The 14,821-nt window shown below is 68.7% G+C and carries 10 protein-coding genes, 1 tRNA gene and 1 pseudogene; 1 reads left to right on the top strand and 11 read right to left on the bottom strand.

Going from position 1 to position 14,821, the window contains the following annotated elements:
* Positions 1 to 130 precede the first annotated feature (130 nt).
* From cas2e to H297_RS0128745, 11 genes and pseudogenes are all read right to left on the bottom strand, one after another.
* Complete coding sequence (gene cas2e / locus H297_RS0128800) at positions 131 to 493, bottom strand: type I-E CRISPR-associated endoribonuclease Cas2e (protein WP_027739878.1); 363 nt, start codon at positions 491 to 493, stop codon at positions 131 to 133.
* The gene (cas1e, locus tag H297_RS0128795; RefSeq protein WP_027739877.1) at positions 490 to 1,446 is read right to left on the bottom strand and encodes a type I-E CRISPR-associated endonuclease Cas1e; all 957 of its coding nucleotides are present in this window, start codon (positions 1,444 to 1,446) and stop codon (positions 490 to 492) included. The genes cas2e and cas1e overlap by 4 nt, the downstream gene beginning before the upstream one ends.
* Positions 1,443 to 2,171, bottom strand: coding sequence for a type I-E CRISPR-associated protein Cas6/Cse3/CasE (cas6e, locus tag H297_RS0128790; RefSeq protein ID WP_027739876.1), 729 nt, complete (start codon positions 2,169 to 2,171; stop codon positions 1,443 to 1,445). Before cas6e ends, cas1e begins: the two co-directional genes overlap by 4 nt.
* Entirely contained in the window at positions 2,171 to 2,923 is a 753-nt protein-coding gene (gene cas5e / locus H297_RS0128785) for a type I-E CRISPR-associated protein Cas5/CasD (protein ID WP_027739875.1), read from the bottom strand. Before cas5e ends, cas6e begins: the two co-directional genes overlap by 1 nt.
* Positions 2,920 to 4,119: a type I-E CRISPR-associated protein Cas7/Cse4/CasC gene (gene cas7e / locus H297_RS0128780; protein ID WP_027739874.1), complete on the bottom strand. Its 1,200-nt coding sequence runs from the start codon at positions 4,117 to 4,119 to the stop codon at positions 2,920 to 2,922. The genes cas5e and cas7e overlap by 4 nt, the downstream gene beginning before the upstream one ends.
* 85 nt (positions 4,120 to 4,204) lie before the next feature.
* The gene (gene casB / locus H297_RS40550) at positions 4,205 to 5,005 is read right to left on the bottom strand and encodes a type I-E CRISPR-associated protein Cse2/CasB (RefSeq protein ID WP_051352258.1); all 801 of its coding nucleotides are present in this window, start codon (positions 5,003 to 5,005) and stop codon (positions 4,205 to 4,207) included.
* The gene (gene casA, locus H297_RS0128770) at positions 5,002 to 9,735 is read right to left on the bottom strand and encodes a type I-E CRISPR-associated protein Cse1/CasA (RefSeq protein WP_078514786.1); all 4,734 of its coding nucleotides are present in this window, start codon (positions 9,733 to 9,735) and stop codon (positions 5,002 to 5,004) included. Before casA ends, casB begins: the two co-directional genes overlap by 4 nt.
* Positions 9,736 to 10,118: 383 nt before the next feature.
* Positions 10,119 to 10,914: pseudogene (locus tag H297_RS42195) on the bottom strand (IS5 family transposase).
* 131 nt (positions 10,915 to 11,045) lie between these two features.
* Complete coding sequence (locus tag H297_RS0128755) at positions 11,046 to 11,360, bottom strand: hypothetical protein (RefSeq protein WP_158693763.1); 315 nt, start codon at positions 11,358 to 11,360, stop codon at positions 11,046 to 11,048.
* A gap of 88 nt (positions 11,361 to 11,448) precedes the next feature.
* Positions 11,449 to 11,521: transfer RNA gene (locus H297_RS0128750), tRNA-Arg, on the bottom strand.
* A gap of 79 nt (positions 11,522 to 11,600) precedes the next feature.
* On the bottom strand, positions 11,601 to 13,472 hold the full coding sequence (locus H297_RS0128745) for a glycoside hydrolase family 3 protein (RefSeq protein ID WP_027739870.1): 1,872 nt from the start codon (positions 13,470 to 13,472) through the stop codon (positions 11,601 to 11,603).
* A 428-nt stretch (positions 13,473 to 13,900) separates the two neighbouring features.
* On the opposite strand from H297_RS0128745, the gene H297_RS0128740 reads away from it, so the two are divergent.
* Positions 13,901 to 14,566 carry a TetR/AcrR family transcriptional regulator gene (locus H297_RS0128740; protein WP_027739869.1) on the top strand — a complete coding sequence of 222 codons (666 nt, stop codon included), beginning with the start codon at positions 13,901 to 13,903 and terminating at the stop codon, positions 14,564 to 14,566.
* Positions 14,567 to 14,821: the final 255 nt, after the last annotated feature.

Below are 14,821 nucleotides of genomic sequence, written 5' to 3'. Positions count from 1 at the left end.
GGGAACAGCCCCGCAGGCGCGGGGACCACAGGCCGTGACCAGGGGCTTTACATCGCCGAGCGCTGGTTTTTACCCACTACTGCGAATTCCGGCATAGTGGATCCATATTGCAGGAACCTACTCAAAGTCATCAGCTGTTTCCGAAGCGACGGCGTTTGGCGGCCTTGCTCCAGCCCTGTTTGGGCGGCTTGAGGGTGGGAGCGGCTTCGTGGGGTTGGGTGGGGTTTGGGCGGTGTAGGAGTGTCAGGCCCTCATGGTCGACGGGGTGCCAGCTGTGGTCGTGGGTCTTGAAGGTGAAGCCCTGCTCGTTGTTGGTCTGGTAGGCGAGCAGGGCGCGGCCCTGGCCGGAGTATTGGCATACCTCGGCCCACAGGATCTCTCGCACGCGGGCGGAGGGGGAGCCCAGGAAGACGCCGGGGGAGAGTTCCAGTAGCCAGCGGGTCAGGAAGCCACGGAGTCCAGCGGGGCAGTTGGCCAGGATGATGACGGTCACCAGATGGGGTCTTCCCCGTAGTTCCGGCCGCCTGTCACATGAAGGTCCCCGTCGGTCTGCAAGGTGACGCTGTCCTGTGCTTCGGGAGATTCGCCGGCTTGGGCCTCGTCGTAGCGCAGGAGTTGCTTGATGTCTCGCACGCAGCGGTCCAACAGTGCGGTCTCGTTGATGCGGTCGCGTAGAGCACGTCGTGTTCGTGTGGCCACGTCGTCGGGGCCGTGCGCTGCTGCGTCGAACGCGGCTGGGATGGCGATGTCGGTCTTGTAGAGGTCGGCGATGTCCAGGACGAAGGAGCGTTCGTGGCCTGAGTGGACGAATCCCAGGGCCGGGGAGCAGCCGAGGGCGGTGACGACTGCGTGCGCGATGCCGTACATGCATTGGGCGGCAGCGGTCACGGCCTGGTTGGGCGCGTCGCCTGCGGAGAAGTCCCCGTGGTGGTACTCGCGGCGCCGCCAGGGGACGCCGGTTCGGGTGGATTCGCGGCGGTAGCACTCCTTGAGGCGGCGGCCTTCCATGCGCAGCAGTTCGTCGCGGGTGTGTCCGGCCGGGTCCTCCTCCGGGAAGCGCAGACGGTACATCTCCCGGGCCACTTGCAGTCGGGTTCGCCGGTTGGCCCAGGCGGTCGCGTGCGCTTCGGCCAGGGCGGAGGAGCGGGTCAGTGCCCGGCCGCCGGCGTAGAAGCGCACGCCGTGCTCGCCGACCCAGGCGACCCCGGCGCCGCATTCGCCGAGGACGGACATGGCCTGGTGGGTGACGCGGGTGCCCGGGCCGAGCAGGAGTGTTCCGATGGTCGCTGCAGGGATGTGGGTGACGCCGTCGGCGTCCGTGGCGGTGATCGCATTGTCGTCACGGTGGACGGTGCACCGCTCCAGGTAGATGAAGGAGACCCGGTCTTTGACCCGGTACAGCTCGCGAGGGGTGGAGGCAGCCCGACGGCTGACGGTGCCGCTCACCGCAGGGGGGCCAGGGTCATCAGGCCGCAACCGTAGGCTTTGGCCTTGCCAAGGCCCTGGGTGAGGGTGCGGCGGAATGCGTCGAGGTCGGTGATCCGTAGTCGGCCGTCGAAGGTGACGCTCACGAAGCGGATGTCGCTTCGTGAGCGCGCGTTGCGCTTGCGGAACTGGTACGGCACCTGGTTGTGCACGATCACCTCGTACTCGTCGCCGAGATCGTCACCGTGCCCGGGCAGTAGGCGACGGGCATCGGGCGTACGCGTGACTTCGAACCCGGCGCTCTGCTGCCGCTGGAGAAGCCACTGGAGCTGGTGTTTGGGGGTCAGATGGGCGGTCCGTTTGGTGGGGGCGTCCTTGGCGCTGCCCGGCTTGCGGATGTGGTGCACGGGGTTGGCGGTGAGGCGGAAGCCCCAGGTGTCTCCTTGTTTGAGGGTGGCCAGGAATTCCTCGTAGGCGAAGGTGGACCATCCCGGCTCTTCGAGGGTGGGCCAGCCCATCTGCTCGACGAGGTGGGTCAGGTCCGGTCTGCTGGGACTGACGATGAACAGGTCGGGGCGGCCGGAGGGGGTGTGGTCGAGGCGCCACAGCACGCGTGGTCCGTGTTCGTCCCGGGGTGGCGCGTCGGGGAAGGCCATGTTCACCGCGCCGTGCATGAAGTGCGGTGAGCCCAGCAGCCTCCGGGCCTCGGTGCGGGCGGTGTTGATGCGGAAGCGCGTCAGGTACATCAGATGGTCCTCGGGAGGCTCTCCGTGATGCCCTCGTCAGAAGGGCCCACGGGGCGCAGGCCGGTGGTCGGGTCGTGGGACGCGGCGGTGGTCCGGTCGGTGATCAGTCCGCGCAGTTCGTAGCGCCTGTGGCGGGGGTCGAAGCTGGCCGGCGTATCACGCAGGGACAGGTGGGGAGTCTCTCCGGGCGGGCAGTCCAGCAGGAGATCCAGCGCTTCCGTGCCGGATGAGCTGCCGCTGGCTCGGGCAGTGCGCTCCAGCTGCCGGATGTACCAGCCGGATGCCTGCCAGGGGGCGCCGCGCAACGCTTCTTCCAGGGATGCGTCGACGGGCCGCCCCATCTCGACGGGCCGGGAGGGTGGGCAGGATCGGCGGCCGAGGTAGGGAAGGTAGTACGGCGCCAGGAGGGCGCGATGCAGGCGGTCGAGCAGCGCGGCATCGCCCTCGACCCCGGCGACGAACACCGCGTCGGTGAGGTAGTACCGCTCCGAGAGCGGCATGGCCTTGCCGGAGTCGGCGTGGTGAGCGGTGTGGAAGTCGCGCATGCGGGAGCCGGGCTGGTCGATCCGCACGCCGAAGCGCAGCGCGGCCAGGTCGGACAGGTCCGCGGTGCGGGGGCGGCCCAGCGCGGCGGCGAGCAAGCCGAGCACGCCGCTCTTGGTGGGGGCGTTCTCCGTGGTGCGCCGGGCGAAGCGGGCGGCTGCACCCCAGGACTGCATGGGACCCGCCAGCCGGAGCAGCAGCGCGGTCATACGCTGGTCTCCAGCCGCTGGCCCACCGCCTCGGAGACCTCGCGCACGAGCTGGGTCAGTGACACCTCCGTGCCCAGTTCGCCAAGGGCGCTCGTCTCCTCGCCCACACGGAAAACCCAGCTCTGCTCCTTGTCGGCGATGCCGTACTGCCGCTCCAGGTCGGGCACGAACGTGGCGAGCTTTCGGCAGCTCTCCCGCACGTATCCGCCTGTCGAGGTCTTGGGGACCGGTTCTTCGAAGGCGCCCACGAAGCTGACGGGCCAGCGGTCCCGCAGCTTGACGATCACCGCGGAGGGAAGGGTGTGGTTGCCGAAGGTGTTGATCTTTCCGGTCGGCAGGGAGGTGACAAAGGCTTCCAGGAAGGCGCCCACTGCCTTCTCCACCGGGGTGGTCGGTGACTCGTTCTCGCGCAGCCCGTCTCCGAGGTTGCGTCGTAGCTGATCGACGTCCACGGCGGCGTAGCGGTAGAGCGTGGCCGAGTTGAAATCGATGGTTCCGATCATTCCCGCACCGGTCTCGTCTTCCCGGCTGAGATCGTCCACCGCCGTGTAGTAGTCGGACTCGATGTCCGACTTGTGCACGCTGAGAGCGTGAGCCACCTGTGTTGCCGCGTCCACGTTGAGGTCGGCGGAGTCGGCGACCATACGGCCGAAGAGGGCGATGTCGACAGAGTGCCGAGTGTCGACGGCCTGCCTGGTGTGGGCCTTGTTCTCCTTCAGGAACTTCTTGAGTTCTTTGGGGTCTCCATCCTCGCCGCTTCCGGTGACGGCCAGCTCGGCGAGGGCGTCCAGCTGCCGTGCGCTCAAGAACATCAGGTACGAGGATTCAGGGGTCTCGGCTCCCTCCTCCCCGTCAGCGGTCTTTGGCTTGCGCTTCGGCACGTCGATGGTCGAGCCGGTCGCGGCCTTGAGCACGTCGGTGGCGAGTTGTACGGACACCGGTTGCAGCTGTGTGTTCCGGGCGGCGATCCGCTCGGCCAGTGCGGCTGCCACCTTTTTCGTCCGCACGCCCAGGTCGGCCGGGGGCAGGAGGTCCTCGAACGCCCGGCGTGTGGCCCGCTTCCACGCCTGGCTCGACACGCGTGCTCGCCGTACCCCGCCGAAGTAGGCCGACTTGGGGGTTCCTGTGTCGTCGCGGTTGAGGTTGCTCGGTGGGACGGTCTGGAGAATGTGGATGTCGAGGATGGTTCGGGTCACCGTAGATCCATTCTGCTTGCGGCCCCTGCTCGTGGGCCCGTTGATATGCGCGTAGGTGGCTGGCTGTTCGGGGTGTGGCCGGGCGTCACTCGGCCTTGGTGTCGTCCGCCGAGGCCTGCCTTGCGTACGCGAGGTGGAACTCGCGCCCCCATGCACGCCGTACGCCGTCCTGGAGAGGTTCGCTCTGCCAAAGCAGCAGCTGGCCCGCGAGGTATCCGTAGTCCAAGGGGATGCGCGCGGCCCGCAGCAGAAGCACCATCTGGCGCAGACGCCCGCTGAGGGTGTCGAAGTCCGTCGATGTGCCGATCCGCACGAAACGCTTGCGGATGGTCTCGCTGGCTTCTTCGACGGGGTGCCGCTCGCCTTCGGAGCCGCCCTTGCCGGTGTCGGCAGCCTCAAGCTGATCCTGGGTTCCGGTCATGCCGTGGGCGAGCCGCCGGACCGCGCGTCCCAGCGGCCAGTTGCTCTGGTGCATCGGGGTGTCGCGGATGGACTGCTGGTGCAGTGCCCAGAGGGTCACCGCCAGGTGCACGGCCCGATCCTCTTGCGCCTGTCGCTCTTCCACCCATTGCCTGGCGCGGGCCGAGAAGTGCTGCGGTGCAGCCTCGTCGCCTCGGCGCTCTTGTTCCGTCTCCTGCTCCGCGTCTCTGAGAAACGAGAGGTCCTCTAGGTCGTCGAGCCCCCACGCGGTGGGGGAGACGTGTGGGTCGCGGCCTGCTTCGCGGCGCAACCGCGCCACTGCGGCCACCGCGGAGGCGACGTCCTGGCGGTAGCCGCCCTGGAGACGGCCGACCGTACGGCGGGTGGCGCTTTGCACCAGTGCGACGCTGCGGTCGGTGGCGTCCGTACCCGGTGTGGAGAAGGTCTGGTTCGTGCTGGTGGTCATGAGGCGCTCTCCCTGGGGTCCTCGGGTGTGTCGGTGGCCGGGCCGAGGACCTTGTTCAGGCGTCCCGCGAACCACAGGTGGGCGCGGCCGGCGTCCATCCACCGGGAGCCCAGGCCGGGGAGTTCGACCATTCGCCCCTCGTCCGCGGCCGGGCCGGCAGAGGCGAGGATCTGGCGGCCGAGGCTGGTCATGTGTCGACGCACGGTCGACTTCCAGGCCCCTCGTGCCGCCTCCAAGTCGGGGAAGGACAGCAGGTCCGTCAGCCACGCTCGGTAGGGACCGTCCAGCGCACCGCACCCCGCGTCCCGCGCGGTGCTGGTAGGCGGTGCCGGATCGCTTCCGGCAGCCCTTGCGAGGTTTCCGGCAAGCTGCCCCAACGCCTCGACGGCGTCCTCGGCCCACTGGACTGCGTCCAGAGCCGCGGCGCCGTACACCGGGTTCTTCTCGTGAAGGGTGATCACCGGGAGGACCACGGAGTCGTCCACGACCTCGTCCACGACCGACTGCTGTGTGCCGTAGACGGCACCGACGAGACGCAGCCGGACGAGTTTGCCCGGATCGACCTCCCCTTCGGTGATCACTTGGGTGAACCAGCGACTGATGCCCGAGCGCAGGGCCCGGGGTGCTTCCCCTTTCTTCCCGATGTCGCCCGTGCTCTGGCGCGCGGGTAGAAGAGAGGCGAGGCCGCGCCAGGCCGTCCTACCGGGATCGTGGCGCCGTGGTGCGTACACCGGCTGTCGCTGCTGCTGCTTTTCCAGAGCAGGGCTGCGGCGCCAGGCAGTCATCGGCTCCAACTTCCAGGGGGAGGCGACGGCGAGCTGATCGCCATACCCGAGGACGACGCCCGTCACTGCCCCGTTCTCCGGGTGCAGCCGAAGCCTCCTGGACTGCCAGGTGTACAAATCCCGCAGGCCCAGGGGGCGTTGGTCATCTCGGGGGGCGGCTCCGGTCGGCGCACGTCGCCACACGGGGCGGTCGTCCCCGGTCCCGTCCTGGGCGAGGTCCAGCTCATAGGGCGCGAGCAAGTTCAGCAGCAGCGTCTCGCGCACGGTGTCGCCCTCGGCGAAGACGCCGCCCAGATTCCCCAGTGAGCCCACCCCCAGCGGATAGACCTTCCCTGCCTTCGCCCGTTCCTCGTCGCCGACCAGGCCGGACTTGATGCCAGAGGTATCGAATGCGTGCGCGTGCACCAGCCAGCGGGCCGCCTCCGCGTAGGAGAGCCTGTCGACGCCGGGCGCGCGCATGCTGAAGAACACCGAGCCGACGGGCACATCGGTGACGATGCGGCTGAGCGGAGCCAGGTCGTCTCTGGCGGTGCGCAGCCCGGCCACCTGGTAGAAGGGCCGCTCGGGATGGAACAGGTCGAAGCGGTCGCGGTACCGGTCGAGGTAGGCAGGGACCTCGGCGAACGGATCGTCGGAGAGCCACAGCTCCTCCCAGTCCTCCAACGTCTCAGGAAACGTCGCGCCATGCGCGTCTGCCAACGCGTCGTACACGATGGCCAGGAGCAGGCGCAGCACAGCTATCTCCTGCGTCGGCAGGTCCCCCACCATCCGCCGAAGCTGCCCGGCCTCCTTGAACAGCTGTGACAAAGAGACCTCCTGCACCGTGCCGTCCTCGCGCTGTACCGGCACCCACGGTGCGGAGACCAGATTGAAAGAGGGAGGCCCGGAGTCCACTGGCCGTTCCTCACTCACCGCACCGCCCCCCGTAACCGGCTGATAAGAGCCGAACTGCTCTTCACCGTCCTCAGTGCCCGCTTGCTCATTCCGACCGTCCTCTCCAGCAACCCCGCGCTCGGCCGCAGGAGTCCGCCCGCCTTCCGGCAACGGGCCATCATCAGCCCATGACGGCCCTATGACCCGCAGCCCATCGGCAGGGCTGTACTCCAGAAGGAAGCCTGACAGACGGGTCTGACAATCCTCGTCCAGGACGAGCAGCAACTCCCCTGCCAGCCACGGGCATTCCTTCACCTGCCAGGCCGGAATCAGCAGCCCCTCCAGTTCGGCAATGGCGCGGTCGATCACCCACGGCTTACTGAAGAGCGCGGGCAGCGTGAGGGAACTGGCCGCCACCGCTTCCGCCGCACGCCGGCTCGGCGGAAAGTCCGTGGGCAGAACGAGAGCACCGAGTGGCCCTTCCTCATCGTCAGCCAGCCACGGGACCGTGGTCAGGCTCCCGTCCGCCCGCCGCTGGATGACCAAGACCTCCAAGGACTCCTCGGCATCGCGCACCTGCGCGCGGCCCGCACCGGTGTCGTCGGTGTCCCCGGCCTGGGCCTCCAGCCACCCGTACACCGGCCTTCCGGGGCGCCGCACCGGCCCCAGGAGATAGCTCTCCGCCTTCTCCCTTTTCGCGGCTAGCAACTCCTGGTGCTGCGCCTGGGCCTCATTCATCGCTTCCGCCCACGCCTGTGGCACCGCCGGATCAGCGTCGTACGCCTGCTGCACCAGTGGGCTGATCCCCCCGGGCATACTCAAAGGGGAGCCGTCCAAGTGGGGGCCGAGCACGGCGAGTGAAGCCAGCAGCGTGTAGTCGCCCCCGTAGACAGCCCGCGATCCTTCGACGGGGCGAGGCGGCGTGGCCTGCCAGTCCACTCCCGTGATCAGGCACCGTGGCCTGCTCAGCCGAGCCGGCCGTGGCCGCATATGCCGGTGCAGGCGTCCCATCCGTTGCAACACCAGGTCGACCGGCGCCAGGTCGGTGACCATCACATCGAAGTCGATATCGAGTGACTGTTCGACCACCTGGCTGGCTACCACCACGTGCCTGACCGGGCGTTGGTCACCTCCCGGCCCGAACCGTCGGACCAGCTCCGCGTCCTTCGCAGCCCGGTCGGCGGCCAGGAAACGGGAGTGCGCGACCGTCACCGCCTCCTCACCGAACCTCTCGCGCAGCACCTGCGCCGCCTCCAGCACCCGTGCCACCGTGTTCCGGACGACCAGCGCGCAGCCGCCATCGGCCAGCTCCTCGGCCAGCCGCTCGGCCAGGACGGACACGTCGTCCTCGCAGCGCTCCACCACCACCTCTACTCCGCGCCCCGAAGCCGCACCAGGACGGACACTCACGGCCCGGCAGCCCGGCGATACCGCACTGACCAGTGGATAGGCATCCGCCGCCGACTCGATCTCCGCAGCACCCGACTCCCCGGCGTACGCGGCAGCCAGAGCCCGCCGACGCGCGGACGGAAGCGTCGCGGACAGCAGAACAACCGGCACCCTGTATACCGCCAGCCACTCCAGCACCCGGTCCAGATAGCTGCTCATGTACGCGTCGTAGGCATGAACCTCGTCGATGACGACGACCTTCCCCGCCACCGCCAGATGCCGAAGCGCCAAATGCCGGCTCTTCAGCCCGGCGAACAGCACCTGATCGATTGTCCCCACCGCGAACGACGCCAGAAGCTGCTTCTTCCGCCCCCGCAACCACTGATGCGCATGCAGCCCCGCAGGACGCGCCCCCACCTCCACACGCCCGTTCGCGCCGTCCGGATCAACCGCGGCAACAGCCCGCCGCCCCCGCCTCAACATGCCGGCCCACGTCCCGTTCAGCGCCGCCTTGGCGTGAGCGAGCACGACCGACGATGATTCGCCCTCATCACGCGGCAAGTGCTCCAGCCACTGCGCCAAGCGGTCGAACATCGCATCGCTGGTGGCACGCGTCGGCAACGCCACCAGGACCCCGCCCGCCCCCGAGCGCGCAGCAAGGACCTCCGCCGCAGCAAGGGCCCCCTCAGTCTTGCCCTCACCCATGGGCGCTTCGATCATCACCAGGCCGGGCTCCGGCATGGAGCGCGCCACGCGTACGGCCTCGGCCTGCACCGGACGCACCTCACAGCCCCGCAGCTGGGGAAAACGCGCCGCGAACAGCTCCGATACCCGCCCTTGCGGCACCTTTGGCGTCCACGGTCCCGGCAGGTCCAACCCCGTCCAGGCAGCCCGCAACCGACTCTGCTCACCTACCGCTCCGGCAGGCCGCCATGACTCCGGGTCGTACGGGAACAGCTCGGGAGCACTGGCGATCCAGTCCGCAACGATCACTACCGAGGACAGCAACACCTGCACCGTCTGCGGCAGCCGCACCCCCCTCCACTCCGCGAACCGCTCCGTTACCCCTGCCGCCTGTGCGCATGCGTCCATCAACGCGAACTGCACGCCACGCCAGACCCCTTCAGATGTCCCAGGATGCCGGAGCAGGTGGGGACGAAGCTGGAGATCGTGAATGTGCTGGTGTTCCGGGGGCACCCCGTGATGCCCGCCCACCACGACCGCGAACTGCCCGGACACCCGTCCAGCGAGCCCGAACCGCTCTCCCAGCCACTCCTGAAGCAGCAATTGCCCAGCCAGCCCGTGCGGAGCCAGCCGCCGGTCCGACCCATATTCCCTGGCGGTCAACATGTCCAACCCGACATCCCTCATGCCCACAGCAAGAGGTTCCACCTGGCAGGCAAAGGCAGGAGTGGCCTTCCCGGTGTCATGGACACCGCCTAGGAACCGCACCAGCCGAAGAGCGTCACCGCCCCCGCCAGGCAATGCCTCAGCCACTACCTCCCTGACTGACCGGGGAACCCATCGCTCCCACAGCTCTCCGGCGACCGCCATGCTGTCGGCCATATGCCGCCACAGCGGAAGCCAACCCTCCGTCGTGCGATCGTGCTTGGCCCAAGCCACTCGCGCTGCCGGGGGCAACTCCTGAAACGACGCAGAACGCGCCGCAGCCGTCACGGTCATGGATGCATCAAACATGCCGAAATACCTCGCAGGACGGATACAGCGAAAGCCCTCACCACGCCCCGCACTTGGTGTAAGGGCGCGACACGAAACAGGCTGTCCGGCCCCTTTCGGGCCGGACAGCCTGCGCTCTCCATCAAGCTCGACGCTTGGCCATCACCAGCCGGACCGTCGTAACCAACACGATCACCACTACGACGAGGCCCCACAGTCCTGGCGCGTACGGCGAGGGCGTGGCTGGAACGGCGGCGATCGTCGCGGTGACCAAGCCGTACGTACAAGCGCATGACGTGGATTCAGAGGGGTGGGCAGTTGGACTGCCAAGGTGCGGGTGTAACACTGGTCTCTCCCTTGAGTACTCGCACGGTGCTTTAGACGTCATCTCATTTGGCGAGTCTGCGGTAGCAGATGAGGGTGCAGGCGATGCTGGTGAAGGCCAGGAAGTGCTCGGCCTTGCGCTCGTAGCGGCGGTGCAGTCTGCGGCATCCGGCGAGCCAGGACATCGTGCGTTCGATGGTCCAGCGGTGGCGGCCCAGCCGTGCCGAGGACTCGATACCTTTGCGGGCGATGCGATGGCGGATGCCTTGGCCGCGCAACCATTGCCGCAGGTGGTTGTAGTCGTATCCCTTGTCGGCGTGGAGCTTGGCCGGTCTGCGCCTGCGCGGTCCGCGCCGGGACCGGATCGGCGGTATCCCCTTCACCAGCGGGATCAGCGCCCGGCTGTCGTGGAGGTTGGCGCCCGAGATTCCCACGGACAGGGGTAGACCGGTCCGCTCGGTGATCAGGTGGATCTTCGAGCCGTACTTGCCTCGATCGACAGGATTCGGACCTGTCAGCTCCCCTTTTTCAGGGCCCGCATGTTCACCGAGTCAATCGCGCAGCGGGACCAGTCCAGCTCGCCGCGGGAGCCGAGCTCGTCCAGGACCAGGCGGTGGAGCTTCGCCCAAACCCAGGCCTTCGACCATTCGGTGAACCGCCGGTGGCAGTCGCCCCCGAGGGGCCGAACGACGTGGACGGCAGCTGCTGCCACGTGCAGCCCGTGGTCGCCACGAAAACGATCGCAGCCAGCACTTCCCGGTCGCCGTGCCGACGCCGACCGCCGCCCTGAGGCCGCGACGGCGCCTCCGGCACCACTCGCTGAAACAGCTCCCACAACTCGTCCGGCACCAGCCGCTCAATGATCCCCACCACAACCGACAGCTTACCCAGCCAAATGAGATGAATTCTTAAGGCGCTACCGGAAGCCGACAACAAGCAGGCACGCCAGCACAAGGAGCGGGAGAAGGCTCTACATAACGCCTTGCAGACTTTCAGAAAACGACGGGACCGCCAGTTCCACGCTCTCGAAACTCGCAGACAACGCCGACCGCCGATTCGTCCAGGGAATCCAGGCACGGGTCGCCGAGCTTGATGACGAGATCCGCGCGAAGGAGGCAGAGATCAACGCTCATCGGCGGGCGGCGCCTGTCACGCAGGACCCGGCCCTCGTCGACGCTCTCCCCCTGGGGCGGTGTGAGATCGCGACGCTGCCAGACCCGTTGCGCCGCCGCATGTTCGAAGCGTTCCGGTTGCCGATCCACTACGACCACCGCACCCGCACCGCCCGATGCGGGGTGGTGCTCCACGCTGACACGATCGACGCAACGGCCCGCATCGCCGAACAAGCGATGCGGGCCGGGCGCGCAGACGGGGCAGCGTTTCCCATCTGTGGTGTGCCCCCGGCAGGATTCGAACCTGCGACACCCGCTTTAGGAGAGCGGTGCTCTATCCCCTGAGCTACGGAGGCGCGCGGAGTGGTGATCCGCGCGCTCAGCTTAGCGGATGGGGGGACGGCGGCGGCAACGTCGTCGGGGGAGGCGGCAGGGTCAGTAGTGGAGGCCGTGGCCGAAGGGGTAAAGGGGTTGGTCGGGGTTGTCGAGGGCGGTGATGGTGACGGGGAGCTTGCCGTTGGGACGGGTCTCGCCGTGGAGGACGCGGGCCAGGGCGGCCATGGAGGGGGCGGTGTAGGAGTAGGTGGCCAGGTAGGCGGGCACGTCGGGGAAGCGGCGGATGTCGTACGGCAGGCGGACGCCCGCGACGATCACCTTCCTCCCGGTCGCGACCAGGGAGGCGATCAGCTTGGCCTGGGCGACGCCGCCCTCCTTGCCCGCAGCGGCGGCGTTGGCGAGGACGACGGTGACGTCGTGCGTGCGGGCGGCCTCGGTCGCCTTGGTGATCGTGTCGGCGTTCGGCGCCGTGCCGGTCTCCAGGGTGGTCGTCCGGCGGCCGCGGCGGGTGCCGAGAGCGTCGGCGAGGTCGGCGAGGGGAGCGGTGCCCCAGCCGGTGACCAGGACACTGCCGGGCGCCTCCGGCAATGGAAGGGCACCGTTCTCGTTGCGGAGCAGCGTGATCGAGGCATCGGCGATCTCGCGGGCCCGCGAGCGGTGGCGTCGGCTGCCCATGGTGCGTACGGCGCGCCGCTCGTTCACGTACGGAGACGTGAACAGGCGGCGCTGCAGCTTGTGTTCGAGGATGCGCCGCACCGAGGCGTCGAGGCGGTCCTCGCCGATCTTGCCCGACCGTACGGCGGTGAGGACGGCATCGAAGGCGGTGTCCAGGCGGGGAGCGAGTACAAGCTGGTCGCAGCCGGCCTGGAAGGCGCGCACAGGCGCGACGTCGGGCGGGAAGTCAGCTGTTGCGCCGCCCATGTCCAGTGCGTCCGTGACAATGAGGCCGTCGAACCCCAGTTCCTGTCGTAGCAGTCCGGTCACGATCGGCTGCGACATGGTCGCCGGGACCCGTGAAGGGTCGAGCGAGGGCACGACGATGTGCGCCGTCATGATCGTGTCGACCCCGTGCCGGATGGCGGCGCGGAACGGCGGCAGGTCGATGCGGTCCAGTTCGCTGCGTGTGTGCGTGATCTCGGGCAGCCCGGTGTGGCTGTCGACGTTCGTGTCGCCGTGCCCGGGGAAGTGCTTGGCCGCACTGGCGACGCCACTGTGGTGGTACGCGCGTACGGTCGTGGAGACGTACTCGGCGCACAACCTGGAGTCCGACCCGAACGAGCGAACGCCGATGATCGGGTTGTCCGGGTTGATGTTGACGTCCGCGTCCGGCGCGTAGTTCTGGTTGATGCCGACGGCGGCGAGCTCGCTCCCGATGATGTCGGCGCTGTCGTAGACGTCCCGGGAGGAGCGGGTGGCGGCCAGCGCCATGTTGCCCGGCAACTGGGTGGCAGGCTCCAGCATCCGGTAGACGACGCTTCCGCCTTCCTGGTCGATGGAGACCAGGAGCGGGATGCGGGCCCCGCTGTGCAGGGCGGTCCGCTGGAGACCGTTGGACAGGCGTGCGATCTGACGGGCCTCGCGTACGTTGTCCGGCCCGCGGCGCGCATCGAAGTAGATGACTCCGCCCGGACGGTACTTCCTGATGACCTCCGACGGCGTCGAGACCCCGTACAGCTCGCGGTTTCCGGCATGTGCGGTCTCCGCGGTCTGCCCGTACAGCTCGACGACGAACAGCTGCCCGATCTTCTCCTCCAGGCTCATCCGCCGCAGCAGGTCGGTGGCCCGGGCCCGGGCGGCCGACGAGGATTCGAGCGGGTCGTTCGAACCGTAGGAGGAGGCGCCCGCAGCCCCCGGGAGCTGTGTGGGCCGGCCGGCGGGTGCGGCTGCTGCGGGCTGAGCGCCGGCGCCGATCGCTGCCGCGGCGCCCGCCGCGGCAGCGAGAACGTTTCTGCGGGAGGTGGGTGGCTGCATCGGAACGCTCCTCACAGGTGCGGGCTGTCAGCACGAAGTGCAAGTGCGCGGGCGCACGGGGTGCATGTGGGGGACACCGCTGGATGCGACAGCACATCGTCGCAGCGTGAGGGCCGTCCGGACCAGACGCCGCGCGGGACTTCATGGGTCCAGTCCAGTGGCGTCGGCGCCCCTCCCGCGGCCACCGCGGACAGCGATTCCGTGAGGGTGTCGTGCATCACATAGGTCAGGGAAATAACCGGGGAGCGCGTCCCCGTTTACATCTGCGTCTCCACATCCGGGGACGCACTCCCCGGATGGATGACACGAGTGTTCTCCCGCACCACCGCATCACCCGTCACCGGCGGCCTCGCCGGTGACAGACAGTTCAAACAGCAATCAGCCCTGACGGCGCAGCCGTCGGACGTACCCGGAGCCAGGAGTCAGGCATGGCCGGCGCCACCACCGCCACCAAGCGCGTCACCCCAGCCGGTGCCGCGCCCAAGGGGCGGGCCGATGCCGCGCGCAACCGGGAGCGCATCCTGGGCGCGGCCAGGGAGGCGTTCGTCGTCCGTGGCGCCGACGCCTCCTTGGATGAAATCGCTCGCACGGCGGGGGTCGGTAATGCGACCCTCTACCGGCACTTCCCTGACCGGTACGCCCTGGTGCACGGAGTGGTCGCCGCCGTCACCGAACGTATCGCGGACCGCGCGCAGCAGGCGCTGACCGACGAGGGAACCCCCTTCGAGGTACTGCGCAGTTTTGTGTTCGCCGCGGTGGAGGAACGCATCGGCGCCCTGTGCTCCATGCTCTCCGGCAGTTTCGACCCCGCGGAGCCGCGCTGTCTGGCGGCCCGCGAACGGGTGGAGGGGCTGACGAAGGAGCTGATCCGGTCCGCGCAGGAAGCGGGAGAGGTGCGGGCCGACATCGGAGTCGGCGACGTGATGGTCGCACTCAGCCAGCTCACCCGGCCGCTGCCGGGCGGTGGCTGCCAGGGGATCGAACGTTTCGCCGAACGTCACGTGCAGCTCTACCTGGACGGGCTGCGCGCCCCCGCCAGGTCCCGACTACCAGGCCACGCTGCGACTCTGGAGGAGCTGCGAGAAGACCACTGATCCGCCAGGACCACTGATCTGCCGAGACGTTGACCCGTCGCCGGCACTGATCTCCCGCGATCACTGATCCGGCAGGGCAACCGATCCACCAGAGCAGCGGATCCGAGCAGCGCCGCTCAGTTCCGCGTGCCGACGCGGTCCGCACTCCGGGACCGCGTACCGACCTCCAGGCCCGTGATCCGGCTTCCCCCGGAGCATCGGCCACCTCAGACCGGCCGCCCCGCGCGGTCCCTTACACGTACCCGATGCGGGCCG

It is taken from the genome of Streptomyces sp. CNT360, from assembly GCF_000424785.1.
Note: the sequence above shows the minus strand (reverse complement) of the source record. Positions and strands in the feature narration are given on the sequence as shown.

Excerpts from the sequence above, each read along its gene's own strand:
- cas6e (WP_027739876.1), bottom strand. The coding sequence starts at position 2,171 with ATGTACCTGACGCGCTTCCGCATCAACACCGCCCGCACCGAGGCCCGG.
- cas5e (WP_027739875.1), bottom strand. The coding sequence starts at position 2,923 with ATGACCGCGCTGCTGCTCCGGCTGGCGGGTCCCATGCAGTCCTGGGGT.
- casB (WP_051352258.1), bottom strand. The coding sequence starts at position 5,005 with ATGACCACCAGCACGAACCAGACCTTCTCCACACCGGGTACGGACGCC.
- casA (WP_078514786.1), bottom strand. The coding sequence starts at position 9,735 with ATGACCGTGACGGCTGCGGCGCGTTCTGCGTCGTTTCAGGAGTTGCCC.
- H297_RS0128745 (WP_027739870.1), bottom strand. The coding sequence starts at position 13,472 with ATGCAGCCACCCACCTCCCGCAGAAACGTTCTCGCTGCCGCGGCGGGC.
- H297_RS0128740 (WP_027739869.1), top strand. The coding sequence starts at position 13,901 with ATGGCCGGCGCCACCACCGCCACCAAGCGCGTCACCCCAGCCGGTGCC.